Origin of the sequence: Methanothrix harundinacea 6Ac, from assembly GCF_000235565.1 — an archaeon.
Taxonomy (GTDB): domain Archaea; phylum Halobacteriota; class Methanosarcinia; order Methanotrichales; family Methanotrichaceae; genus Methanocrinis; species Methanocrinis harundinaceus.
Map to the genome: position 1 here is coordinate 1,999,369 of NC_017527.1, position 23,889 is coordinate 2,023,257.

Annotated in this window: 19 protein-coding genes; 8 read left to right on the top strand and 11 right to left on the bottom strand. The window is 54.6% G+C overall.

Annotated elements, in window-relative coordinates:
• The first annotated feature begins 155 nt into the window (after positions 1–155).
• The gene (locus MHAR_RS09430) at positions 156–1,679 is read left to right on the top strand and encodes an arylsulfatase (RefSeq protein ID WP_014587386.1); all 1,524 of its coding nucleotides are present in this window, start codon (positions 156–158) and stop codon (positions 1,677–1,679) included.
• A gap of 239 nt (positions 1,680–1,918) precedes the next feature.
• On the opposite strand, the gene MHAR_RS09435 is transcribed toward MHAR_RS09430, so the two are convergent.
• Complete coding sequence (locus tag MHAR_RS09435) at positions 1,919–3,415, bottom strand: hypothetical protein (RefSeq protein WP_014587387.1); 1,497 nt, start codon at positions 3,413–3,415, stop codon at positions 1,919–1,921.
• A gap of 151 nt (positions 3,416–3,566) precedes the next feature.
• Between MHAR_RS09435 and MHAR_RS09440 the strand changes: the two genes are divergently transcribed.
• The 4 genes from MHAR_RS09440 to vapB all read left to right on the top strand — a co-directional run bounded on the left by MHAR_RS09440 (position 3,567) and on the right by vapB (position 8,139).
• Positions 3,567–4,943 carry an anaerobic sulfatase maturase gene (locus tag MHAR_RS09440; protein ID WP_014587388.1) on the top strand — a complete coding sequence of 459 codons (1,377 nt, stop codon included), beginning with the start codon at positions 3,567–3,569 and terminating at the stop codon, positions 4,941–4,943.
• Positions 4,944–5,176: 233 nt separating this feature from the next.
• Entirely contained in the window at positions 5,177–6,121 is a 945-nt protein-coding gene (locus MHAR_RS09445) for an IS5 family transposase (protein ID WP_014586696.1), read from the top strand.
• A gap of 200 nt (positions 6,122–6,321) precedes the next feature.
• Positions 6,322–7,731, top strand: coding sequence for a tetratricopeptide repeat protein (locus tag MHAR_RS13040; RefSeq protein WP_014587389.1), 1,410 nt, complete (start codon positions 6,322–6,324; stop codon positions 7,729–7,731).
• 177 nt (positions 7,732–7,908) lie between these two features.
• Positions 7,909–8,139 carry a type II toxin-antitoxin system VapB family antitoxin gene (vapB, locus tag MHAR_RS13765; protein WP_048144583.1) on the top strand — a complete coding sequence of 77 codons (231 nt, stop codon included), beginning with the start codon at positions 7,909–7,911 and terminating at the stop codon, positions 8,137–8,139.
• Positions 8,140–8,336: 197 nt separating this feature from the next.
• On the opposite strand, the gene MHAR_RS09455 is transcribed toward vapB, so the two are convergent.
• The 8 genes from MHAR_RS09455 to MHAR_RS09490 form a co-directional block, all read right to left on the bottom strand.
• A complete protein-coding gene (locus MHAR_RS09455; RefSeq protein WP_014587391.1) occupies positions 8,337–11,282 on the bottom strand; it encodes a type I restriction endonuclease subunit R in 2,946 nt (981 codons plus the stop codon).
• The gene (locus MHAR_RS09460; protein WP_014587392.1) at positions 11,279–12,280 is read right to left on the bottom strand and encodes a virulence RhuM family protein; all 1,002 of its coding nucleotides are present in this window, start codon (positions 12,278–12,280) and stop codon (positions 11,279–11,281) included. The genes MHAR_RS09455 and MHAR_RS09460 overlap by 4 nt, the downstream gene beginning before the upstream one ends.
• A gap of 40 nt (positions 12,281–12,320) precedes the next feature.
• Positions 12,321–13,745 carry a restriction endonuclease subunit S gene (locus MHAR_RS12595; RefSeq protein WP_014587393.1) on the bottom strand — a complete coding sequence of 475 codons (1,425 nt, stop codon included), beginning with the start codon at positions 13,743–13,745 and terminating at the stop codon, positions 12,321–12,323.
• A gap of 1 nt (position 13,746) precedes the next feature.
• A complete protein-coding gene (locus tag MHAR_RS09470; RefSeq protein WP_048144584.1) occupies positions 13,747–14,550 on the bottom strand; it encodes a TIGR02391 family protein in 804 nt (267 codons plus the stop codon).
• Positions 14,547–16,682, bottom strand: a complete 2,136-nt coding sequence (locus tag MHAR_RS09475) for a type I restriction-modification system subunit M (protein WP_014587394.1) — start codon at positions 16,680–16,682, stop codon at positions 14,547–14,549. The genes MHAR_RS09470 and MHAR_RS09475 overlap by 4 nt, the downstream gene beginning before the upstream one ends.
• Positions 16,683–16,925: 243 nt before the next feature.
• On the bottom strand, positions 16,926–17,693 hold the full coding sequence (locus tag MHAR_RS09480; protein WP_014587395.1) for a DUF6834 family protein: 768 nt from the start codon (positions 17,691–17,693) through the stop codon (positions 16,926–16,928).
• Positions 17,690–18,652 carry a GTP cyclohydrolase MptA gene (mptA, locus tag MHAR_RS09485; RefSeq protein WP_014587396.1) on the bottom strand — a complete coding sequence of 321 codons (963 nt, stop codon included), beginning with the start codon at positions 18,650–18,652 and terminating at the stop codon, positions 17,690–17,692. The genes MHAR_RS09480 and mptA overlap by 4 nt, the downstream gene beginning before the upstream one ends.
• A 12-nt stretch (positions 18,653–18,664) precedes the next feature.
• Positions 18,665–18,871: a hypothetical protein gene (locus tag MHAR_RS09490; protein WP_048144585.1), complete on the bottom strand. Its 207-nt coding sequence runs from the start codon at positions 18,869–18,871 to the stop codon at positions 18,665–18,667.
• 174 nt (positions 18,872–19,045) lie between these two features.
• On the opposite strand from MHAR_RS09490, the gene MHAR_RS09495 reads away from it, so the two are divergent.
• On the top strand, positions 19,046–19,687 hold the full coding sequence (locus MHAR_RS09495) for an RNA 2'-phosphotransferase (RefSeq protein ID WP_014587397.1): 642 nt from the start codon (positions 19,046–19,048) through the stop codon (positions 19,685–19,687).
• On the opposite strand, the gene MHAR_RS09500 is transcribed toward MHAR_RS09495, so the two are convergent.
• Positions 19,688–20,299, bottom strand: coding sequence for an undecaprenyl diphosphate synthase family protein (locus tag MHAR_RS09500; protein WP_014587398.1), 612 nt, complete (start codon positions 20,297–20,299; stop codon positions 19,688–19,690).
• A gap of 63 nt (positions 20,300–20,362) precedes the next feature.
• Between MHAR_RS09500 and MHAR_RS09505 the strand changes: the two genes are divergently transcribed.
• On the top strand, positions 20,363–21,592 hold the full coding sequence (locus MHAR_RS09505) for a DUF92 domain-containing protein (RefSeq protein WP_014587399.1): 1,230 nt from the start codon (positions 20,363–20,365) through the stop codon (positions 21,590–21,592).
• Between the two features lie 43 nt (positions 21,593–21,635).
• Here MHAR_RS09505 and MHAR_RS09510 read toward each other — a convergent pair whose 3' ends face one another.
• On the bottom strand, positions 21,636–22,301 hold the full coding sequence (locus tag MHAR_RS09510; RefSeq protein WP_014587400.1) for a hypothetical protein: 666 nt from the start codon (positions 22,299–22,301) through the stop codon (positions 21,636–21,638).
• A 230-nt stretch (positions 22,302–22,531) separates the two neighbouring features.
• Here MHAR_RS09510 and MHAR_RS09515 point away from each other — a divergent pair, with 230 nt between their 5' ends.
• Complete coding sequence (locus MHAR_RS09515; protein ID WP_048145019.1) at positions 22,532–23,824, top strand: pyridoxal phosphate-dependent aminotransferase; 1,293 nt, start codon at positions 22,532–22,534, stop codon at positions 23,822–23,824.
• The last annotated feature ends 65 nt before the right edge of the window (positions 23,825–23,889 follow it).

Sequence of the window (23,889 nt, forward strand, 5' to 3'; positions counted from 1 at the left end):
AAAAATAGTTATATAGGAAAAAAAACATTAATCAAATCGGAGGAGTCTGTATCAAAATTGGGCTTCTAATCAAATTGGCTATAGCGGCATTTTTTCTTATCTCAATTGCCGCAGGCGGCCTCGATTCTGCAAACACTGGACTGTCCGTCATTCCGTTGGATCTGAAAGCAGGCGGCTTCGGCAATAGTGGGAGAAGCGACGATCACGCCGAGACGCCAGAAGATATCGGAGCAGACGTTGTAACGAACAGGAGGAACGTTCTCGCAAATAACTCCAGCCTTCATCAGGCGATGCACGAGGACGTGGCCCCGGCCCCAAGGCCGAACATCGTGATCATGCTCGCCGACAACATGGGGTACATGGACCCCGGCTGCTACGGCGGCGGGGCTGTATTGGGCGCTCCGACCCCCAGGATGGACCAGATGGCAAAAGAGGGCCTGAGGCTGACATCCTTCTACTCAGAGACCCAGTGCACCCCCACTCGGGCGGCGATGCTGACGGGAAGGCTGCCGATCAGGACGGGGATGGCTCTCGCCTCGGAGACGGGCTCCAATGCGGGGATATCTCCCGAAGAGAGGACCCTGGCGAGGGTGCTCTCCGATGCCGGCTATAATACAGCCATCTTCGGCAAGTGGCATCTCGGGGACATCCGCGAGAGCGAGCCTCAGAATATGGGATTCGACGAGTTCTTCGGGCTGTTATATCACCTCAACTCCTATACTCAGAGCGAGCGGATCGGCTTCGATCCTCGCTGGGAGGCGGGAGAGCCCCTGGGACTGGTGGAGGCCAAGAAAGGCGAGAACCTCACCGAAGTCTCGCCCCTGAATGTGAGCTCTCTCGCATATGTCGATGAGCAGTCGATGGAGAGGGCGCTTGCCTACATCAAGAGCCAGTCCAGCTCCGCCGACCCCTTCTTCGTATACATCCCCTTCGTCCGGACCCACTTCCCCAGCGTTCAAAACCCGAGATGGGCGGGGAAGTCGAGCAAAGGTCCGTACGGCGACGGGCTTATGGAGATGGACCATCACGTCGGCATGGTTCTTGACACCCTCAAAGAGCTGGGGATCGAGAATAACACCATCGTCGTTCTGACGAGCGACAACGGACCGACCCTCGACCAGTGGCCGGACTCGGGCTTCTCTCCGTTCCGGGGAGGGATAGGCACCACTTATGAGGGAGGCGTCCGCGTCCCTTGCATCTTCTGGTGGCCTGGAATGATAGAAGCCGGTAGATCGTCCGACGAGATCATCTGCACCCTGGACCTCTTCACCACCCTGGCCGTCCTCGGCGGCGGGGAGGTTCCCGCCGACAGGCCCATCGACGGCATCGACCAGTCGGAGTTCATCCTGGGTAGACAGGAGAACTCAAACCGTGAATGGGTGGTCTGGTACATCGGAACTGGGAGTGCGGCCAACACCATCCCCGCGGCGGTCCGCTGGCATCAGTTCAAGGTTCACACCAGAGCGTATGACTCCTTCCAGGGGCCCGAGAGCTATTACGGCCAGATCCCCGCCGTCTACAACATCGAGATGGACCCAAGAGAGGAGCATAACATCGCCGGGGAGCACGATTTCGTCATCAGCGCCTTCACCAAGATCTATCGAGGGCTTGTGGCCAGCATGATCGAGTATCCGAATACGCCTTCGAGGGCGTATCCAATCTCGGCGGGAGCGAGCTGACGGAGACGAAATCGTCTCCATTCTTCTTTTTTTAATATGAATAATAAATATAACAGATTTATATTGTCAGGCAATATGAGTCCTGTTTTAGGACTTTGAACGCACGCGTTCGATCTGAACGCCATGGCAAATACGCTTTGAATTGCTGCAAAAAATGAGGGACCTGATTCGCCTGGTCATAGCTGCCAAGGCAAATCATTTCCAATTCGCGAGAGGGCGGCGATGTGCGCCCTCCGCGGTTAGCCGAACTTGATGACCCTATCGTAGGCGATCTCGGAGTAAGATGGGCCCACATTCGTCCCATTCTCTACATATGCCCTGAAGGCCACGAAAGCGGTCTCGTTCAGCCCTATGCCATAGGATCCGGGACCCTTGGGGACCTCTGTACAGTTTACTTCGCCATTGCAGTCCCGGGCCATCTTCCAAACGTAAAGGTATTTGGCTGCCGGATTATCGGGGATGTACTCCACTGCAGTTCCCTCGAACCTCCTGTTGTTGACAGAGGCAACGCCGTTATCCAGTTTCGCTCCATAGATGCCCAGGTTGGAATAAGTCGCCTTGCCCGTTGCTGCGTGATTCACCCCATAGATTATCAGGAACTGGTCGGGATCGTCGCCCAGCACAAAGGGCGTGGTGTTGAGGTAGGTAGTATCTCGGGTAACGCCGATGACGTCCATCCCCCTCTGCATGGCGTCGTAGCCCTCGGTTATCCAGACCCCGGTGACCAGCTCCGCGGCGTTCTCCTCTCCATACTTCTCAAGGATCGCCGCCCTCAGCTCGAAGAGAGCAGGCATCAGATCGAGCTCCGTGGCGTCGCCATTCCCCCTCACCCTCAGCTCCGGCATGGGGAATGGATCCGGCTCCACGGACTGGTTGGGAGTTATGCGAAGGACAACTCCTGGGGTCTCCTTGAGGTAATCCGCTCCCGAAGTCTCATTTTGGAAGTAGGTCATCCTCTGAAGGAATATGAATGCGTCAGAGTATGCGTCCAGGCCCATCCTCAGAATGCTAGAAGGCAGGATCTCGGTGTTGAAGATCTCGGGATCGTAACCTGCGGAAATGGCTGCGGCTTTGACCCTTTCATCGACTCCCCTGTCGGCCGTGCTCACCATCATTATGGCCTCATCGAAGGGAGAACCTTCCGATTCCCTGCTGATATTGGCGGTCAATAGATTGATGGTATCTCCAACGTTTCCAAATATCTTCTTGAACTTGCCCTCGATGGGATAGTAATGGAAGTACTGGAAGGTCTGATAGCTGAAGTAGGTACAGCTGGGCGGAGTCTTCCCGATGTAAACAATGGCTTCATCCGGCCCGAGCCTGTAGCCTATGGACAGGTTCATCTTATCTTCGAAGGGATTGGGCGCGATCTGTCCCGGCGCCCGGGGCAGGACGTAAGCCTTGTAGAAGGCTCCGGCGTTGTTGCCGTTACAGGAGAAGACTATGCCCTCATTGACCAGGTCGAAGACGTTCTGGGTCTTCAGCTCTCCCAGCTGTACGGTGAACCCATCCTCCTCCAGAGCTTCAATGAAGGCGAGGATGTCACCGCCTCCAAGGTCGCCCCTGGCCATGCCATCTTCCGGGGATGTGCCGTTGAGCCAGGTGAAGTTCATAGATTTCACCTTCGCCATATGCTCCTTGAACTGCTGGAGGCTGGCTTGTTTCTCGTCGGTCATCCCCGAGGTCGAGGTCTGTGCCAGACACAATCCGGCCAGGATGGTTGTGGCCAGAAACATGGCCGCAAGTTTTTGACAATACGTCTTGATTTAGATCCCACCTTACTTTATCGGGTATAGGAGAGCCTACGTTATTAACTTTAGGTATTCAGCATATCGAAGTTCGGGCGGATAAGAAGGTTAATTAGCTCTGAACAGAGAACTGCGGTCGATGAGCAAGAAGGGCCCACTTCCCGGCTTTCATCTCATGGCCAAGCCCACGGGGGCGATCTGCAATCTGGGATGCAGATACTGCTTCTTCCTCTCCAAGAAGAACCTCTACCCTGATGGCAGCTTCCGGATGTCCGACGAGGTTCTGGAGAGCTACATCCGCCAGTACATAGAGGCCCAGAAGAACCCCTCCGTCACCGTCGCCTGGCAGGGGGGAGAGCCGACTCTGATGGGCCTCGAGTTCTTCAGGCGTTCCATCGAGGTCGAGGAGAAGTATCGGCAGCCGGGAATTTCGTTTCAGAACACCATGCAGACCAACGGCATCCTCCTCGACGACGAATGGTGCGAGTTCTTCTCTGAGAACGACTTTCTCATCGGCCTCAGCCTCGACGGGCCTCGGGAGCTCCACGACGCCTACCGGGTGGATAAGGCCGGCGGGCCCACCTTCGACCGGGTGATGAGGGCTGCCCGTCTCCTCCGGAAGCACCGGGTCGAGTTCAACATCCTCGCCACCGTCCACGCCGCCAACCAGGACCACCCCCTGGATGTCTACCGATTCCTTCGAGACGAGGTGAAGACCGACTTCATCCAGTTCATACCGATAGTGGAGAGAAAGAACGATACGGGGTTTCAGGAAGGGGATAGGGTCACCGACCGATCGGTGGACCCCGAGAGGTACGGCCGATTTCTCATCTCCATCTTCGACGAGTGGGTCAGAAGAGACGTGGGAAAGACCTTCGTCCAGATCTTCGACGTCGCCCTGGCAGCCTGGTCGGGGGCTCCGCCAGGGATATGCGCCTTCTCGGAGACCTGCGGGACGGCGATGGTGATGGAGCACAACGGCGACGTCTACTCCTGCGACCACTTTGTAGAGCCGAAGTACCTGCTGGGAAACATCCACGAGAGGCCCCTCGCTTCGATCGCCGGCTCAGCAAAGCAGCGAAGGTTCGGCCGCGAGAAGCTCGACCTCCTCCCCGAATACTGCCGCAGGTGCGAGGTGAGGTTCGTCTGCAACGGAGAGTGTCCCAAGAACCGGTTCATCAAAACGCCCGACGGCGAGCCGGGCCTCAACTATCTCTGTGCCGGCTATAAGGAGTTCTTCAGGCACATCGACGGCTCGATGCGGTTCATGGCGAGCGAGCTGCGGTGCGGCCGCAGTCCTGCCAACATCATGAGCTATACGGGATCTCAAGAGGGAAAGGTGGTCAGAGCATTTTTGAGGCCGGGTCGAAACGACCCCTGCCCCTGCGGAAGCGGGCTGAAGTTCAAGAAGTGTCATGGCAGAGTCGACCATCAAAGGGACGAGCCTCCCGCCGAGGAGGCGCTGTCGAAGAAGATCGGGGACCGTTGCAGGAAGCTCTCCGACCTGCTTAAGTGAAGATTGCAGGAAGTTATCTCGCCTGCCTAAGGGGAGGTCAAAGATCTTCATCGGACCTTTCCGAGGCGGATCTCGTCGAGATGAACGAATTGCTGGTCCCTTGCCGCCTCTGGATAGCTGCCGCCAGTTGTACGATAATTTAAATAGAATGATATTATCTAATTATTGAGGATTCCTAAAAACCTAGCATGTCTATGGAAAACATTATATACTAATATATACATGAATAGTGTATGAGTTCTTTTACTGCCTGGGGCCTTCGAGAAGCTTACAAGAACGTAGAGAAGCTGGGCGATAGGCTTTCAAAGATAACGAACTTGATCGAGTGGGAACCATTTCGACCAATTCTTGAAGAGATGTATCATAATAAAACCGAACGAGGCGGAAGGCCGAACTTTGATGTTATCCTGATGCTCAAGGTGCTTTTGCTCCAGCAGTGGTACGGGTTGAGCGACCTCGAGACTGAAAAGCAGATTTCGGATCGAATATCTTTTATGAAATTCTTAGGATTTCCTGATTCTATACCCGATTCCAGGACGATATGGCTTTTTCGCGAGCGGATGGCCCAGACGGGAAAGGATGAGTCCGTTTGGGAAGAGCTCCAGAGACAGCTCGATTTTAAAGGGCTTCAGGTAAAAAGAGGAACCATTCAGGATGCAACGTTTATAGAGGCCGACCCAGGAGGTTCAAAGAAACCAAGAAGAGAGACCGCTAGGACTCGTCGGAGCAGGGATGGAACTTGGGCTAAGAAGGGTGAGGAACTCCATTTTGGTTATAAACTTCATTCTAAAGTCGATATCGATTACGGCCTGATAAGGAGCATCGAATCGACAACTGCTTCGGTGCACGATAGTCGGGTTGATCTATCGGTTGAAGGAGAGGTGGTCCTCAGGGACAAAGGATATTTCGGTGTGAAGGCTAAGGGAAACGACTTCACAATGAAACGTGCAGCAGCGGGTCATCCTCTAAGCGATCTCGATAAGCTGCGAAACCGCTTGATTAGCAAACTGAGATTTCCGGGCGAACGTCAGTTTGCTGTTATTAAAAGAGTGTTCCGAAGCGCGCATGTAATGGTAACGACGATCCCGAGAGTTCACGTTAAAATGGTATTCACTGCCTTTGCTTTCGACTTATACCAGCTATGTACACTTAAAAATGCTGAAATCGTCTCAAAATAGCGGTAGCTATCGACGAAAAACGAGGAAAAGGATCGAGAATCGATTAAGAGCGGAGAACGAGCTAAAATAAGAGACGGATCCGAGATAATTAAAGAATGGGCAATGGTAAATAGGAATACTCTATAGATTGCTTTATAAAAGTATTAAATATAAATCCAAACCAAACCTCTGCATTAATCGGTGTTGGCTATCTTCTGTATATGAAATACGAATATGAAAACGCCATTCAATATTTTGATGAGGCGATAAATAGACATCGAAAAAGCATAATGGCATTAATAGGTAAGGCTTTTTGCCTCTTCGATCTAAAAAAATATGAAGAATCGGATAAGTACTATGATATGGTATTGGTTATAGATCCGAATCATGCATCTGCGTTAGTAGGTAAGGGAAAAATTTTTTATGAAAAACGTGATTTAAATAAAGCCATTGAATATTTTACGAAAGCTTCAAATTCTGATCCAAAATTCATGGTACCTTTACTCAATAAAATATATGTTTTTCAGGAACTAGGAGAACACGATAGAGCAAATGCTTGCTACAACAATATAAGAAAATCAGATAAAAAATTTTATTTATTAAGCAAAATCGTAGATGGAATCGAACTATGCGAGAATGATAGATTCGAGGATGCCATAGACATTTATTCTGAAATTGTGCAAAAGGATCCTAATTTAATCAGTGCCTGGATCAACATGGGCCTAATATATTATTTGCTAGGCATTTATGAGAAATCAAATGCATGTTGTAATAGGGCTATAGCTATCGACCCAAAATCTACCATGGCACTTTACTGTAAACGCGTTATTTATTACAAACAAAATGAATTTAATAAGTCAAATGAATATTATCAGCGCGTCCTAGAAATAGATCCGAATTTTTTCTCATTGAATTGGATCAGCGATACAGTTTATGTTAAACACAATAAAGCTGTCGAATACTTCACGTTTTTCGGAACATATAATAAAAATATTATTATTAAAATAATAAATAGTACTGCTTCAAGTGACGCTCAATTATTGCGCTTACAACAATCAGACGATAGAGATCAACATTCAATAAGCGACTCAAATTTAGATACGATTGAGGAGTCATTGCTAAAATTTGCTGGGCAGAGAATAGACCAAAGAGTATATTTCGAAAAAAATATATGCAATATGGACCTCGAATTTAAAATTGGAAATTTGGGGGAGAAATATGTTAATAATTACCTAACTCAATTAGAACGAAATGGTTCGATTAAACGTTTTTGTTGGGTGTCTGACCAACATGCCACATCACCATTCGATTTTTATGTAATAAATGATAATTTAGATGTTATTCTTATTGATATTAAATCGACAAATAATCATTTTAATAATAAATTTTATTTATCGTCCAACGAATTAGAACAGATAGCATCAAGCGAATATGAGTATCGCATATACAGAATTTATGAGATGAGCGATTCGACCGCAAAATTACGGATTTCTGAGGATATCCGAGATTTTATAAAGAGCGTTTTCGAATTGTTAAATCGACTCCCTGAAGGTGTCCGCCCAGAGAACATTTCGATCTCTCCATCGGTTTTGACCTTTCAATCAGAAATAATAATCGAACGTGGCTGGTAAGCTGTAATATATTCGATTATCTGATAAAAATAAAAATTGCCTAAGCCGGTCGCCGCCCCCCTTTTCCATCCTCCTCCCCCAGTTCGCTATTGCGATCACTTCGCCCCGGAAGTCTTCGGATGATTCTTGTTTACAAATACGAAAATAATTATATCCTCAATAAACAACAGGAATATCATGTCTACAGGAAGCGTGGTATTCAGCGTCAGGATCCCTCAGGATCTGAGGAGGATGATGGAGGAGATGAAGGAGGTGAACTGGCAGGAGGAGATAAGGATGAAGATCGAGGAGCTGGTGAGGGAGAAGAACAGGGAGAGGATCCTCGCCGAGGCAAGATCGGTGAGGGCTGAGATGAAGGGCGGGGGGAGAGCCTCAGAGCTGATCAGGGCGGATCGAGATGAGAGGTAGGGCGCCATACTATGAAGGAAAATAAGCACGATAATTCGTAGATCGATCTAACCGAGTGTAAATTAGTATATTAATAAGTAATCACGTACCAATTTACGAGAGTAATCGAGAATGCTTCGGAGGAGGAAAACCTAAAGAATGTGGGAGCAATCGAGCCTCCTAATAGTGAAGCCTTGATCGATTAGACTCCGGGCGCTTTAACCCGTGGCCTCATTATAAGTGACCAAGAAATTCATATCAGATAGCCACTTTCTGAATGTTGGATTGTCGCTGAACAGCTTGAAAAGTTCAGTCTGATCATTCAATAACTCGATTATAACTCTTTGTAGGGCCTTATCATGTTCAATACGAGCATTCTGTTTGTCTGAGTTCTTCATTGCGTTCTGATATGCTTTGTCAGCTGAAACCTTTGCTGGAATCTCTTCGCTAATTATCTTGTGAATTCGATCGATGTCTTTCCACTCGATATTGCCGAACTGGTCATTAAATGCTTTGATGATATTACTTAGCAGATCGAGTTCCGGCTCTGGTTTATGCCCACCAGCACTGGTGGGAACTGGGTCAACCACTCCATCCTTGTCTTCCAGGATAATATCAATCGATGACCGCACTTCAACCCTGTAGCTATCCATATCGATTGCTTCGATGATGCCTTTAGAAAGGTCTTCCTCTTTGGGCGCAGGCAGCTTTGGGGTGAGGAAGTTCAGAAAGATCGAAAGCTTTTCCCATTCAGCATTCGTAAATGGCAAAATGGAGGCTAAAAATCCGTAGGTTCGAATGAATCCCTTGGCCTTGCTCTTGAAGTCTATCTGGCCATCCTCATCCAGCTGTTCGTTATATGTGGCGACGCATGTGTCGAGAATCGGATCTAGCTTTTCTCTATCCACACCATCAAGATATAAATTGACAAAATGCTCGACCTGTTGCGGGTTGTATACCTGGTAGCCGTCCAGATCCGCCTTCAAATCGTGCAGCTTATTGGGGTCAGTTTCTTCGCTCAATATCGTGGTCCGGTAGTACGGCTCGAACGCTTTCATGATCGTATCCGCATCATTGAAGAAATCGAGCACGAACGTATCATGCTTTTGTGGATGAGCCCTGTTGAGGCGGGAGAGGGTCTGTACCGCCTTTATGCTTGATAGAGGCTTATCCACGTACATGGTGTGCAGAAGGGGCTCGTCATAGCCTGTCTGGAATTTTTCGGCGACTACCAGGAATCTGTACGGTTCATCCTGAAAAGTTTCCGGAATCTTGTTGCTGGCAAAACCGTTGAGTGAAGCTTCGGTTACATTCTGTCCGCCGTATTCATGCTCGCCTGAAAAGGCTACTATCGCCTGCCAGGGACTCTTGCGCTCTATCAGGTAGTTGCTGATGGCGTGGTAGTATTCGATGGCCAGAGCGATACCGCTTGTGATAACCATAGCCCTTGCCTGACCGCCGATCTTTTTCTTGGCCAAGACTTGATCGTGGAAATGGTCCACCATGATCTCGGCCTTCATCTTTATGGCGTGCTCATTGTGCTCCACGTAGCGGCGCAGCTTCTTCTGGGCTTTCTTCGTATCGAACTCCGGGTCGTCTTCAACTTTCTTGACCAGGCGGTAATAGCTATCAACCGGAGTGTAGTTCTTGAGCACGTCCAGGATGAAACCCTCCTGTATGGCCTGTTTCATGGTGTAGCTGTGGAAAGGACGGTGCTTGACATCATCGCCTTCCATGTAGGCCTCGCCGAAAATCTCCAGGGTCTTGTTTTTGGGAGTCGCGGTGAAAGCGAAATAACTGGCATTGGAAAGCATCTTTCGAGATTCCATAATGCGGTTGATCCTATCCTCTGGCGTCTCGGCTTCCTTTTCGCCGCCCTCTTTTGATAAGACCATGCTCATCTTGGCAGAGGTTCGGCCTCCCTGGCTGGAGTGGGCTTCGTCGATGATTATGGCGAATGAATGTCCTCTGTGTTCGTCCCCAATCGCCTTCAGAACTACAGGGAACTTTTGAACTGTGGTGATGATGATCTTCTTGCCACCAGCTAGGTATTGCCGCAAGTCTGCCGAGCGCTCTGCATGCCCCACGGTGGCAGAGACCTGAGCAAACTGCTTGATGGTGTCTTTGATCTGCTTGTCGAGGACGCGCCTGTCGGTGACCACGATGATCGAGTCGAAGATGGTCTTGCCATCTCGCTCCAGTCCGATGAGCTGATGCGCAAGCCAGGCTATGGAATTGCTCTTGCCGCTTCCTGCAGAATGCTGGATAAGATAGCGCTTTCCAGCACCCCGATGTTGAGCACTGGCAAGCAGCTTGCGAACCACGTCGAGCTGATGGTACCGGGGGAAGATCTGTTCGAGCTTCTTTCTGCCTGTCTTCTCGTTCTTCTTTTGAACAACTTGAGCATAGGTCTCAAGGATATCGGTCAAGCCCTCGCGAGTGAGGATCTCGCGCCAGAGGTAGTCGGTCTTGATGCCGTTTGGATTTGGAGGGTTGCCTGCACCGTCATCGTAGCCTTTGTTGAAAGGCAGGAACCAGGAGCTTTTGCCCTGGAGATGGGTGCACATGCGCACCTCATGGTCATCAACTGCGAAATGAACCGCGCAGCGTCCGAATTGGAAGAGCAGCTCCCGAGGGTTGCGGTCCCGTTTGTACTGCTGGACCGCGTCTTCGACGGTCTGCTTGGTCAGGCTATTTTTCAGCTCAAAGGTGGCTATGGGCAGGCCGTTGATGAAGAGGCACAAGTCGAAGGCGAGCTGGGTCTCGTCCTTGCTGTAGTGGAGTTGGCGCGTAACGCTGAAGACGTTGGCGGCAAAGAGTTCGGCCGCTTTCAGGTTTCCTGGAGAGGGCGTGCCGTAGAATACGTCTATATGGGCAGGACCGTGGTTTATGCCGTTGCGGAGGACGTCTATGACACCACGTTTGGCTATCTCTCCCTGGAGGCGAGCTAAGAATTGCTGGAGCTTGAGCCCCTCTCCATCGAGGCCCAGCTGGTTCACCGCTTGAGGCTGGGTGGAGAGGAGAAACTCCAGGAGCTTGATGAGATCCACCGCATGATCCCGGTCGTAATCCTTGGAATCGCCTTCCACATATCCAGCCTCGCTTATCAGGCTCTGCACGATTAGGGATTCCAGATTCTTCTCCGAGGTATCGGTGGGGCTCATCTGTCATCCTCCCGGTCTTTGGGGAGCATCCTTTTTACCTCCTCTTCAAATTCCTTCTCGGCTATAGCGTCGCCCTCCTCAATTCGTCGCTGGTTGAATGCCTGGTACTGCTCCAGGGCCAGGCGCTTGGCCTCCTCCATTGATATGCGCCCGCTGTGCTCCAGGATGGCCCTCTGGTTGAACTGCAGGAAGGCATCCAGCTTTTCGCGCCAGTCCTTCATGCAAACTGGTTTTCTGCGGTTGGCCTGGTCCTCGGCGTAGTCGAGCCACATGGTCACCAGGCGGTTGAGCTGCCCAATCTCGTCGGCCAGGAGGTAGTTCTTGGCCACGAGGACGTCTGCCTGGCGAACCTTCGCCCCCTTCCAGGCTGTGAGCCCCATGTTCGGCTTGCTGGCATCGGCCCGCTCCGAGATGAGCTCGGCTGCGGTATGGCCGGTTATGGCCCAGTGCAGCTTGTTCTGAACTATTCTGAAGAACTCTTGAGTACTTTGTGCTCGGGAATCGTAGTCGATGGAAAGGGCATAGATATCTCGGACCTTTTGGTAAAAGCGCTTCTCCGAGGCCCGGATATCGCGTATGCGCTCTAGAAGCTCGTCGAAATAATCCGCACCGAGAGCCCGCTCCCCTTTCAGCCTCTCGTCATCCAGCACGAAGCCCTTGACGATGTACTCCCTGAGTCGTTCAGTAGCCCAGCGGCGGAACTGCACGCCGCGATGGCTGCGCACGCGATAGCCGATGGCCAGGATCATTTCCAGATTGTAGAAGTCCACCCGCCTCTCGACCTGGCGGCTGCCCTCGGTTTGAACTAACCGGAATTTCCGGGTAGTTGCCTCCGGGATGAGTTCATGGTCGCTGTAGATGTTGATGATATGCTCGCTGATGGTTCGGGTTGACACCTGATAAAGCTCCGCCAAAAGCCTCTGGCTGAGCCAGACGGTGCCGTCCGAAAGGCGCACCTGGATGCGGGATTGGCCGTCTTCCGTCTGGTAGAAGAGCATCTCGGTATTCGGCGCAGGAGTTCCTAGCTCGTCGGTCGTATCAATCACCTGCCTCTTGGGCCAATTCGGGCAGCTCCTGATCCAGAATCAAATCCGATTCGGCATCAAATGTGCCGTTCCACTCGTCCTGAATTTGAACATCTTCTGCCGCCGGAAGCGTCACGCACCGCACGTCCAGCTTGCCCGTGACGACGTCGGAGATGAGGCGGGTGCGATATTCAACAACCATCTTGAGGCTATTGCTAGCTGCTGCGATTAATGCGTCATGAACCGCAAGTTTCTGATCTAATGTTTCAACAATCAGTTCCATTTCATTTGCAGGAATCTTTAAAAAAGAAAGGTTTCGTATTTGACCTAATGCAAGAAATCCTTGAGCCCCTCCTTTGCTTAACATTGCTATCTGAATATCCAATAATCCACTTCTCAAATAGTACAAAATAAATCTGGCTAAGTGAGATGAATTGCATGTTTTAAAAAGAGCCACGTTCTTTATCGAAAACTCGCGGTTGGTGTCAACTATCAGCGCTTTTCCAATATTACCGCCGATCATTGACATCAGGACATCGCCGCGTTTAGTATTAGATCGCTCTACAATCTCGAAGTGGTCTTTTGCTGATATGTGATTCACATTATCAAAACATATTGATGAAGGTCCGAAGTCTTTGGACATGACCAATGGGAAGGATGTATCCGAAGGCTCAACGTATGACGGCGTGTCATGTGTCCCATCCTTAACCTCAACGAGTTTTCTTAAGGGCACAACGTTCCAGTGCACCGGTATGTCGCCCAGCCATTCCACGCCGGAGGGCTTGAGGCGGACGTTGGGATCGAGGCCGCGCGTGACAGCGAGGTGGATGATGACCTGCTTCTGCTCCTCAAGCAGCTTGATGAGCTTCTGCTTGGCGTGGATGTAGCGGCGGATGCGCCCGTCGATGTGGTCGAGGAAGCGGACGATGGCGGCTTGCTCGGGGAGGGGTGGGAGAATTTGCAGCATTCCTCCAATGAACTGCCAATCCGCGCGAGGCATTTTTGCACCAAAGGTTGAAGCATCGATCACGTCAATGATCGGTTTCGATCGAAGAAAATGTTCGAAGTAATCCGATGACAAGCAGCCATCACGGGGTCGTAATACCAAGAATTCGCCTACGCAAACTCCATTTCGATTCGGTCGAGTGACCTTTGCCAAGTAGGGTCGCAGTTTGCCGAAAAGCACATCGTTGGCCAGGAATCTCTTTACTTGACTATCGAAGCTCACATTAGGTTCGGCGTCTCGAATTCTTCCTGTCCAACTTTCAACATTTTCGAGAGCTATATAGATTTCATCGGTCCGACATTTGCTTGTTTGGTCAACAATGTTCGCTACGTGCACCTTGAGACGTGATACTTCCCAGTGCTCCGGCACCTCTCCCAGCCACGGCGCGCCGGAGTCCTTCATTGCAGGATAGGGCTTGAGGTCGGAGATCACGTTACTTGCCTCCTGGCCGAGTTGACACGCAGTCGTCTAGCTTTCGATGAAGCAGCGAGATCAACGATAAATAATCTGCAGCATCATCTTCCCCTTCCCAGAGAATCTTTGGCTCGTGGGCCAGAGGGTTGCGAACAGCGGCGAAACAGCCTTTGAGCAATGCAGCGAATCCTTTGTGTTCCGACTTCTCTGTTTCAGTCCGAAGTGTGTTGAATGCGAGGAGGGGCTGCTCTACTAAAAAAACCCGATCAACCAGAGCGGGGCCATCTGCTTGAACGCCTGACATATCTCGGATTCTCTGTGCTAGGCCTTTCGTGGCCTCGAAAACGGCGTGAAAGTAATTCTGCTGCATAAGTTCGGTTCGACAGTACTTGAGCACTTCGGGATGTATGCGCCTGCTTTGGAACTTGCTTTGGATGGTCCTAACGCGCCGTTCTGCATCGCTGAGCGTTTTCGCCACTTCCCGGTGCCTGAACCGCCCATCTGCGCCGAACTCTATTCCAGAAAAGGCAAGTATGGTGTTGAGTTCGCTGCGTTGTATTTCGAAAATCTCGCCTCGTCCGACAAAACGGGCAGGTGCAAGAAAGGCCTGAATAAAATCGAGTATCCTGTTGGCGCATTTGTAATTGCGCTGAGTATCCAAGAATACCCAATACAGCCGCCGCCATTTCGTGGACTGGCCGGAATTGTCCACCAACTCCCGATCATTAAGCACGCGGGTAATATCTGATCCAGATCCACACTCACCAAGGAGTTTGGCTAGGGCATCAATTTGGGCTTCAGATAGCGGAGGAATTTTACTCATGAAACCTCTCCCCCGATTATCTCATCGAGCAGCCCTTCAGTCTCCTTCTCTAACGACAAGATGTCGGCCCGGATCTCTTCTAAAGTGCGAAGAGGCGTTGGCTTATAGAAATAGCGAGTGAAGGAGATCTCATACCCGATCTTAGCGGACGTTTCATCGATCCAGGCATCGGGAACGTGGGGCAGCACCTCACGAAGGAAGAAAGCTTCGATGCCGCCTTCTTCGAGTAGCGGAACCTGTTCAACATCTCGAAGTTCGCTATCTGCCTCGTACTCGACAATTTGTGATCTCCCGTTGACCTTCACCTCAAAGCGGCCATAGAGGGGATTTGGCTCGGTCTTTCCGGGCCTATATACTTTCTTGATAATTGGAGCAGCATCTTCATCCTTCTCTGCCAAAGCAGTTTGTATCAGCTTTTGCCTCTTGGCGGTAATCTTGATGCCCTGCTTCTTGGCGCGTTGCTCAGTGGCTGCCATGAAAGCGTTGAAATCGAGGTGCGGACCTGGACCAAGTGACTCTGCTACATGATCCATCAGGCTTGACAGTGCTTCATCCTTGGCTTCAACACATGCTTTGCGGAACCGTGCCCTGGCAGCATCGGAGAGTTCGACCTGCAACCGCAATGGGCGCTCGACGGTTACTTTGGAAAAACCGAATGACTCATTGGCGAAAATCTTGGACTGCTCACTCTCTTGGAAGGACAGAAATAGATCTACTATGCGCTGAATATCCTCAGCAGAAAGCTCGCAGTTCTTCTTGCCCAGGTTCTTGCGGAGAGGTTTGAACCACGAGGTGGCATCGATCAGCTGCACCTTGCCTTTTCGATGGTCCGGCTTTCGGTTGGTGAGCACCCAGATATAAGTCGCTATGCCGGTGTTGTAGAACATATTCAGCGGTAAGGCGATGATCGCCTCCAACCAATCATTCTCTATGATCCAGCGGCGGATATTGCTCTCCCCCTGACCAGCATCGCCGGTGAAAAGCGACGATCCGTTATGCACCTCTGCGATGCGACTGCCAAGAGGCGTTTGGTGCTTCATCTTGGAGAGCATGTTCACCAGAAACATCATCTGGCCGTCGCTTGACCGGGTGATGAGCTTGAAGTCCGGATCTCCTGCATGTTCAATTACAAAACGCAGATCGAGGATGTCGGCCTTCCCTCCCATCCGCTCCATATCGGCCTTCCAGCTCTTGCCGTAAGGTGGATTGGAGAGCATGAAGTCAAACTCCCGAGATGCAAATGCGTCTTGCGACAACGTGGAGCCCAAGAAGAAGTACTCAGCTTCATCACCTTCGCCTTTGATCAGCAGGTCGGCCTTTGTAATGGCGTAGGTCTCTGGATTCACCTCTTGGCCGAAAAGATGGATAGACACGTCCTTCCCATGCTCCTGGGCAATTTGCTTCAAGCGCTCATCTGCGATCGTGAGCATGCCGCCAGTACCGCAAGCACCATCATAGAGGAGGTATGTGGCGGATTCGATCTTGTCAGCTATGGGCAAGATGACCAGATCAGCCATCAGCCTCACCACATCCCGGGGTGTGAAGTGCTCGCCAGCCTCCTCGTTATTTTCTTCATTGAAGCGGCGGATCAACTCCTCGAAGATGGTGCCGATGGCGTGGTTGTCGAGGGGAGGAAGACGAACGTTGCCAGCCGGGTCATAAATTGGGTTCGGGCTTAGGTTGATGGAGTTATCGAGAAACTTTTCAATCAAATAGCCCAGGATATCGGCTTCTACTAGTGTAGGGATCTGGTTTCGAAACTTGAACTTATCCAGAATATCTTGGACATTTGGCGAGAATCCGTCCAGGTAGGCTTCTAAGTCGGCCTTGAGCTGTTGCGCCTTGGGACGGGCTTTGAGATCACGGAGCAAAAAGGGCGACGTGTTGTAAAAGGCTTGGCCTGATGCCTGACGCAGGGCGGCATCCTGATTGGTGATGCCCGCCTCATCAAGCTGTTTTTTCAGATCCAGGACTGACTGTTTCGTCGGCTCCAATACGGCATCTAGCCTGCGAATAACTGTCATAGGAAGAATAACATCGCGATATTTGCCTCTCACGTAGATGTCGCGCAGTACATCATCCGCGATGCCCCAAATGAAATTGGTTATCCAATTTAAGTCTCCATTACTCATTCTGCGCACATCTCCTGCAAAAAGAAGCATATTCGGAGCCAGGCAGCATTTTTTCCATGATCGAGCGATTTTTTTATTGGGATTACGATTGGTTTTTCCATATTATCTCTTGCCTCTAAATAGGCATCCATGAGTAAAGTATCATAAACATTACGCTGAATCTCGGAATAGAACGCTGCTTGTAGTTGGAGTGAATATTAGATGAATAAATAAAGATAAAATTATGGAGCTCCAACTGAGCCCCTACTCCATCCTCCGCCCCCAGTTCGTCTTCACCATCATCGCCATCCGGGGGTTCTTGAACTGCTTGTAGATGGCCATATCCCTGGGATAGCCGATGAAGGGGTCGATCGTCCCCTCCTCCATGTTGGCGACCCAGACCTTGATCTCCGCCAGCTCCGCCTCCTTCCCCTTCTCCTGGAAGAAGGCGATGAAGGGGCCGGGGCTCTCGGCGTGGGGGACGATGACGACGGAGCCCTCCATCCCCTCCACCAGCTCCACATCCTGGATCGATGGGAAGATCCAGAAGTCGAGCCGCTTCTCGCCGGAGCCGACGAAGGTGAGCTTGCCCGACCCCGGCGCGCCGTCGGCGACGGCGTAGCCGGCACCGGCCATGAACTCGACCAGGAGGTCTCTCAGGTTCAGCAACACCAGCTCGCCGATTTCTTTCTCGGATTCCTCAAACTGATTGAAGGCCCGGGCGAAGTCGGGGTCGGCGTAGGATCCGGTGTGGACGAAGTGGAAGACCCGGTCGTTGATATTCATCACGCTGTCGAGCTTGGGGAGGTTGATGAAGATCGGCTCGCCACTTAGGACGTTGAAGAATATCCCCGAGGCGACGTTCCTCTTCCCCAGGGTCTCCTCAAGCTCCTCCTTCTCTTCGGGGGAGAGGTCCGCCCTCCGGACGCAGTCGTAGACCCGCTGGAGGAGCTCGTACCTGGCTATGATCTCCTTTCTGGTCAGAAGGTCAGAAAGGCAGCTTCCTATGAACTCGATCTTCTCTGCGGTCATTTTTTAGGCACCTCGCAAGAGGCGGATAGGGCTTCGGCCCCCAGCTCCGCCCGGAGCTCCCCCATGGTCGCGCTCCTCTCGGCGAAGGCGTTGTGCTGGTGGATGCTCTCCTCGTTCACCTGCTTTAAGACGACGACGGCGTCGTCGGGGAGGTCTTTGAACGACTCCACCACCTTCTGGGCCATCGTCCGGACGCAGTCCTCGACGAACTTGGGGTTGCTGTGGGCCCTCTGGACGACTAGCGCCTCGTCGGGGCGCTTGAGGAGGCCGAAGACCCGGGAGCTCATCGACCTCTCGATTATCCTGATGATGTCGTCCAGGGAGACGCACCGGCGGTCGCAGACCTGGATCGAGATCATCCCCCGGCCGCGCTGGTTGTGGGTGGCGACGGGGAGCCTCGCCGCAAAGTCGCGGGCCTCCTCGGGGCCGAGCCCCAGGGTCGATAGCTCCCTTCTGACGAGGTCCCTCATGATCTCCTGGGCACAGGGGCAGGCGGTCATCCCCACCACCTCCGCCCCCACCAGCTTCCTGACGGTGCCGGCCCTCGCCACCGCCTCGGCGAAGATGTCCACCACCTCCTGCCCCGCGGTCTTGGTGACGGGGGAGCTCCTCTCGACGATGTACTCGCTCTTCATCTTCACCTCGGCCCGGGTGGCGTACTCGTGCTTTGATAAAACCCGGCGGGCGATCTCGCCGCAGAGCTCCTCGATGACGTAGACCGGCTCATTGATCGCCTCCTCCAACACCTCGTCTATCACCTCGAAGTTCCGGGAGAGGTTCGCCCCCTTCCGGTCGGAGGGGAGGTCCACAAAGACCTCGAAGTTCGATATCAGAACTATGGGCCGCTCCTCGTCCTCCCGGAGGACCTTCACCAGCTTCTTCACCCCGGTGAGGCCGACCCTGGTGAGGTTTATGGGGTACTCGGGTTGACAGGCCTGAACGTCTGGCAGCGTCTCCAACGGGGATCACCCTCAGATATCTTCCTCAGACTCCATCTCTTCGGAGAGGGCCATGAGCCCCTCCACCTCCTCGAGGAGGGCGTCCAGGGTCTCGGATATCTGACGATCCCGCTCCTCCAGAGCCTTGAGGAAAGCCTCCAGATCGATGGATAGCTCTTCATCGTCCAGATCGAGGAGGTCGCCCTCAAGACCTCTCTCAATCTTATCCAACTCCAGCATGAGAGGATCAGAGGGACCAAATTCTATTTCAGCCTTTGCCCGCGGGCCCAAGAGCCCTCGGCCCGGAGGGCAGGATCGAGGGATAGGGGCCCGATTCCGCCCTCCGGGACGGCGGATCCAGAGTCAGCTATATCTATCTGGAGGGCAACTTTAATTTCAGCCGGAGGCTGAATCGTGATCAAGAGATGTCCAGAACACGGATTTTTCCGGGGGGAGAGCTGCGCCTGCGGCAGCGCTGGTCAGATCGTCCTCGAAGAGGAGAGAAGCGAGAGGCTCGGCAGGCTGGTGGCGGGCGCCCTCAGGCACTTCCCCGACGATCTGGGCCTGGTGATGGACCCTCGGGGATGGGTGGACCTGGACGCCCTCTCCGAGGCGATCGGGACGAGGTACCGCTGGGCGAATAAAAGGCTGGTGATAGCCCTCGTCCAATCCGACCCCAAGGAGAGGTACGAGATCCGGGAGGGGAAGATCAGGGCGAAGTACGGCCACTCGGTGGGGGTAAGCCTCGACTACCCAAAAAACCGGCTGGCTGCCCTCTACTACGGGGCGAACGAGGAGGAGGCGGACAGGATCCTGGAGGTGGGGCTGAAGGCGGCGACCCAGCGTTACGTCCACCTCTCCACGACGCCGGAGAAGGCGTGGCACGTCGGGACCTTCAGGACGAACAGCCCCCGGGTGATCAGGGTCGATGCCGAGGCGGCGATGAGGGCCGGGGTCAAGATGATGACCGTGAGCCCGGACATCGTCATCTCCGAGAACGTCCCCCCCGAGCACCTCAGCCCCGTCCCCTTCTCCCATCCGAGCTCCGAGGGGTGATCATCTCCCAAACCGCCGCTCTCTCCTCTGATAGTCCCTGACGGCCAGGAGAAAGTCGACCTTCTTCAGACCCTCCCAGGACCGGTCGATGAAGTAGAGCTCCGAGTAGGCCGACTGCCAGATCATGAAGTCGCTCAGCTCCCGAGGGCCGAGGCGTATCAGAAGGTCGGGGCGGAGCTTCAGCCGGAGCCTCGCCTCGATGGCTGCCTCGTCGACGGCCTCCGGGTCGAGGAGCCCCACCCTCACCTCTTCGAGGAGGGACCTGATCGCCCCCGTCACCTCCTCCCTTCCTCCAGGCCCCGCGGATACGACGAGGTGGAGGGGGCCACCTCTCCCAAACCTCGCCTCGCCTTCTCGATAGACCACCCTCCCCTCCGCCGGTACCTCCGCCATATCCCTCACGAGATCCTCGATGTCATCGGGAACGGGATCCTCCGAGAAGATGGCGGCCTCGCGGACCCCCAGGGAGGTGCACCAACCCGCCACCTCCCCGACCCTCCGCCACCAGCGGCCCCCCACCGCCTCGGCAGAGATGACCAAGGCTATGCAGGAGGGGACCTCTCCCCCCCGGATATCCCTCTCAAGGATCCTTTCGCGGAAGCGGTCGAGCATAGGGGCACCAGGACGGTCTCTCGGAGAGAAAGTATTTTTGCGATCGGCTTCATCTAGCGGCCCATGAAGAGAGAGGCGGTGGCGAGGGCGTGCGTAGGGATGACGGTCCTCCTCTTCCCTTACGCTGGGGTCTATTCCATCCTCCCCTTATCCGCCTTATTCCTGATGGAGAGGGGGGTCCGGGTCCTCGCCGCCTCCCTCGCCTTCCTCCTAACCTTGAGCTTCGCCCTGGAGGCGACGAGCTTCCACCTCCCCCTTTACCTGGTGGCGGTATCCTTCGTAGCCCCCACCTTCGGGGCCCTCGTCTCGGATAGGTTCAAAGATCTCGCCAAGAGCCTCGCCTACCTGGCGACGACGACGGCTCTGGGGTACGTCGCCATCCTCTGGACGACCCTTCCCCCGGCCTTGGGGGCAGGTCCTGCCCTCGGGGCCGGGATAGAGCCGGAGAGGATCCTCTTCCTCGCGACCCTGGGGGGGCTCTCCGGCGCCTTCCTCCACACCGCCTCCACCTCCCGGGACTTCGCCGTCCCCTTCGGCTCCTGCATGGTGATGTGGCTCTTTTGCTTCGACTATCCTCTTCCGGATCTCCAATACATGGCTGGCATATACCTCTTCGCCCTGGCTCTGGGGATCGGCGCCTACAGGATGAAGGCCGCCGACGCCGAGGCGGTCATCAGCGAGGTGATAATCTGCCTCCTCGTCATCTTCTTCGCCGATATCTTCTGGTTCCTCCTCCTCCTCTCCTTCTACCTTTTGGGGAGCGGCTTCACCCGCTACAAGTACGCGAAGAAGCAGGAGCTTCGGATCGCCCAGGCCCGGGGCGGGGTCCGGGGGTACAAGAACGTCTACAGCAACAGCCTCGTACCCCTGGCGATGGCGGTCCTCTACGGGGTCTACGGGTCAGACCTGTTCGCCTTCGCCTTCCTGGGGTCGGTCGCCACCGCCACCGGAGACACCCTGGCGAGCGAGATCGGCGAGACGGCCCGATCCAAGCCGAAGATGATCACGAACCTCCGCTCCGTCGAGCCGGGGGTCGATGGAGGCGTCACCCTCCTCGGCGAGGCCGCCTCCCTCTTCGGCGCCCTCTTCACCGGCGGCCTCGCAATCGCGACGGGGATGGCCGGGTGCGGCGGCTTCGCCGCCGCCCTCCTGGGGGGGTTTCTCGGGACGAACTTCGATAGCCTCCTCGGCGCCACCCTCCAGTCGAGGGGCCTCCTCAGCAACAACGGCGTCAACCTCTTCGCGACCCTCTTCGGCGCCCTGGTGGGGGCGGCGGTCTGGGCCATCATCTGAAATCCCCTGGAGTTCCCAAAGGCCGTGATACCTCAGCCCCGCCTCAAAGCTCGATTTTCTCCCTCTCCGATCCGCCGCCCTCTTCGCTGGGGACGACGACCCGGATCGAGTTGAGGAGGCTCTCGGTCACCGCCACCGACGCCTCGGAGGCGATTGTGCAGTCCACCTGAGCATAGAGGGTCCCGTTAACCTCGCGCATGTCGGGCCAGTAGACGGCGCAGACGAGGATCGCGCCGCTGGGCCTCTCCCCGAGGCCCAGGATCGCGGGCTTTCCGTCGATCTGGACCTCATGGGTCTGGATGCTGGTGCAGTTGGCGTTGTTCAGGTAGTACGTCACAGCCCTCCTGGTGAGGGAGCTCGTCGCCTCCATCGGGACGCCGTAGTCGGTGAGGGCGATCATCATCGGACCGTCCGCATAAATCCAGCATACATGAGCAGGATACTCCTCGCCGTCGACGGTGGCGTAAGGTACCTCCTCAAACCCCAGGGAGTACCCCTCATAATCGCCGAGGTCGAAGGAGACCTCGTACCCCCCCAGGGTGACGTTCTCTCCGGCGGCGGAGGCGGCCGCCGCCAGGAGGAGGCCGGCGAGGAAGATCGAGAGGACGGTCCGACCCCCCTTTCCTCTGCCGCAGAAACCGCCCTCGATGCTCCATAGATCGACGATCCGCTTCGACCCAGGCTCCAAAACCCGATACAATCCAGTCATCGAACCCTTCCTTCCATTTTCAGGGAGGGGGATTGATTGCATCTATAATAAGTGTTATATCGGAGGCTCTAGAGACCCCTCCTCCGAGCCGACGGATCCGGTCATACGTCCCGGGTCAGGCCGACGGATCGGACCTTCGCCCTTGGACCGAGGGGATCGATCGCGGCGGCCGAAACCTATGCCGAAGAGCCGACGGATCCGATCGAGCCCCGAAGATGGAGGACGAAGAGATGACCCTGAGAAAACACGTCAGCCTGAACATCAACGTCCGGGGGGTCGAGCCCTCGCCGACCCTGGCGATCAACGAAAGGTGCAAGCTCCTCGAAAGCCAGGGGGAGAGGGTCGCAAACCTCGGCCTCGGCCAGTCCCCCTTCCCCGTCCCTACGCCGGTCGTCAACGCCCTCCGCCTCTACGCCTCCGAGAAGGACTACCTCCCGGTGAAGGGGCTTCCTGCCCTGAGGGAAGCGGTGGCCGACTTCCACCGGCGAAAGGACGGCGTCAGCGCGAGCCCCGAGAACGTCCTCGTCGGCCCCGGCTCCAAGGAGCTGATGTTCCTCCTCCAGCTCGTCTACTACGGCGAGATCATCGTCCCCACCCCCGCCTGGGTCTCCTACGTCCCCCAGGCCCAGATCCTGGGGAAGAAGGTCCGCCTCCTCCACACCACCTTCGACGACAAGTGGCACATAACCTCCGAGAGGCTGGCCCGTTTCCTGGAGGGGGAGCAGGACGTCTACCGGCCGAGGATCCTCGTCCTGAACTACCCGGGAAACCCCGACGGCCTCACCTATTCGCCGGAGGAGCTGGAGGAGATCGCCAGCGTCGCCCGGGAGTACGAGCTGGTCCTACTATCCGACGAGATCTACGGCCAGCTCCACCACCGGGGCGAGCACGTCTCTGTCGCCCGGTTCTACCCCGAGGGGACGATCATAAGCTCGGGCCTCTCCAAGTGGTGTGGCGCCGGGGGGTGGAGGCTCGGAACCTTCACCTTCCCCCCGGATATGGACTGGCTCCTGGAGGCGATGGCCGCCGTCGCCAGCGAGACCTACACCTCCGTCTCCGCCCCGATCCAGTTCGCCGCCGTCCAGGCCTTCCGGGGCGGGATAGCCATCGAGAGGTACCTCTGGCACGCCCGGAGGATCCTATCGACCCTCGGCTCGGAGTTCTACGCCGTCCTCAGGGAGGCGGGCGCCCGGGTCCACGCCCCGGAGGGGGGGTTCTACCTCTTCGTCGACCTCTCGCCCCTGGCGGATCGCCTCTCGAGACGGGGGATCCAAGACGGCGCCACCCTCTGCGAGCGGCTCCTCGCGGATCGAAAGGTGGCGATCCTCCCGGGGTCGGCCTTCGGCCGCCCTAATAGGGAGCTATCGGCCCGGATCGCCTACGTCAACTTCGACGGCTCCAAAGCCCTCGCCGCCAGCGAGACGATCCCCCTCCACCAGAAGCTCCCCGAGGATTTCATGAACCAGATCTGCAACGAGACGATCAGCGCCGCGGGTGAGATGGCGAGCTGGCTTGGAGAATAGATCGCGCGGCTATAAACCGCAAGGGCATTCCACCCCCGGAAGGGTAAGAATACGAAATAAAATTG

Bases quoted from the DNA above. Each gene is read 5' to 3' on its own strand.
- MHAR_RS09435 (WP_014587387.1), bottom strand. From the start codon at position 3,415: ATGTTTCTGGCCACAACCATCCTGGCCGGATTGTGTCTGGCACAGACC.
- MHAR_RS09440 (WP_014587388.1), top strand. From the start codon at position 3,567: ATGAGCAAGAAGGGCCCACTTCCCGGCTTTCATCTCATGGCCAAGCCC.
- MHAR_RS09445 (WP_014586696.1), top strand. From the start codon at position 5,177: ATGAGTTCTTTTACTGCCTGGGGCCTTCGAGAAGCTTACAAGAACGTA.
- MHAR_RS13040 (WP_014587389.1), top strand. From the start codon at position 6,322: ATGAAATACGAATATGAAAACGCCATTCAATATTTTGATGAGGCGATA.
- vapB (WP_048144583.1), top strand. From the start codon at position 7,909: ATGTCTACAGGAAGCGTGGTATTCAGCGTCAGGATCCCTCAGGATCTG.
- MHAR_RS09455 (WP_014587391.1), bottom strand. From the start codon at position 11,282: ATGAGCCCCACCGATACCTCGGAGAAGAATCTGGAATCCCTAATCGTG.
- MHAR_RS09460 (WP_014587392.1), bottom strand. From the start codon at position 12,280: ATGCTCTTCTACCAGACGGAAGACGGCCAATCCCGCATCCAGGTGCGC.
- MHAR_RS09470 (WP_048144584.1), bottom strand. From the start codon at position 14,550: ATGAGTAAAATTCCTCCGCTATCTGAAGCCCAAATTGATGCCCTAGCC.
- MHAR_RS09475 (WP_014587394.1), bottom strand. From the start codon at position 16,682: ATGAGTAATGGAGACTTAAATTGGATAACCAATTTCATTTGGGGCATC.
- MHAR_RS09480 (WP_014587395.1), bottom strand. From the start codon at position 17,693: ATGACCGCAGAGAAGATCGAGTTCATAGGAAGCTGCCTTTCTGACCTT.
- MHAR_RS09490 (WP_048144585.1), bottom strand. From the start codon at position 18,871: ATGCTGGAGTTGGATAAGATTGAGAGAGGTCTTGAGGGCGACCTCCTC.
- MHAR_RS09500 (WP_014587398.1), bottom strand. From the start codon at position 20,299: ATGCTCGACCGCTTCCGCGAAAGGATCCTTGAGAGGGATATCCGGGGG.
- MHAR_RS09505 (WP_014587399.1), top strand. From the start codon at position 20,363: ATGAAGAGAGAGGCGGTGGCGAGGGCGTGCGTAGGGATGACGGTCCTC.
- MHAR_RS09510 (WP_014587400.1), bottom strand. From the start codon at position 22,301: ATGACTGGATTGTATCGGGTTTTGGAGCCTGGGTCGAAGCGGATCGTC.
- MHAR_RS09515 (WP_048145019.1), top strand. From the start codon at position 22,532: ATGACCCTGAGAAAACACGTCAGCCTGAACATCAACGTCCGGGGGGTC.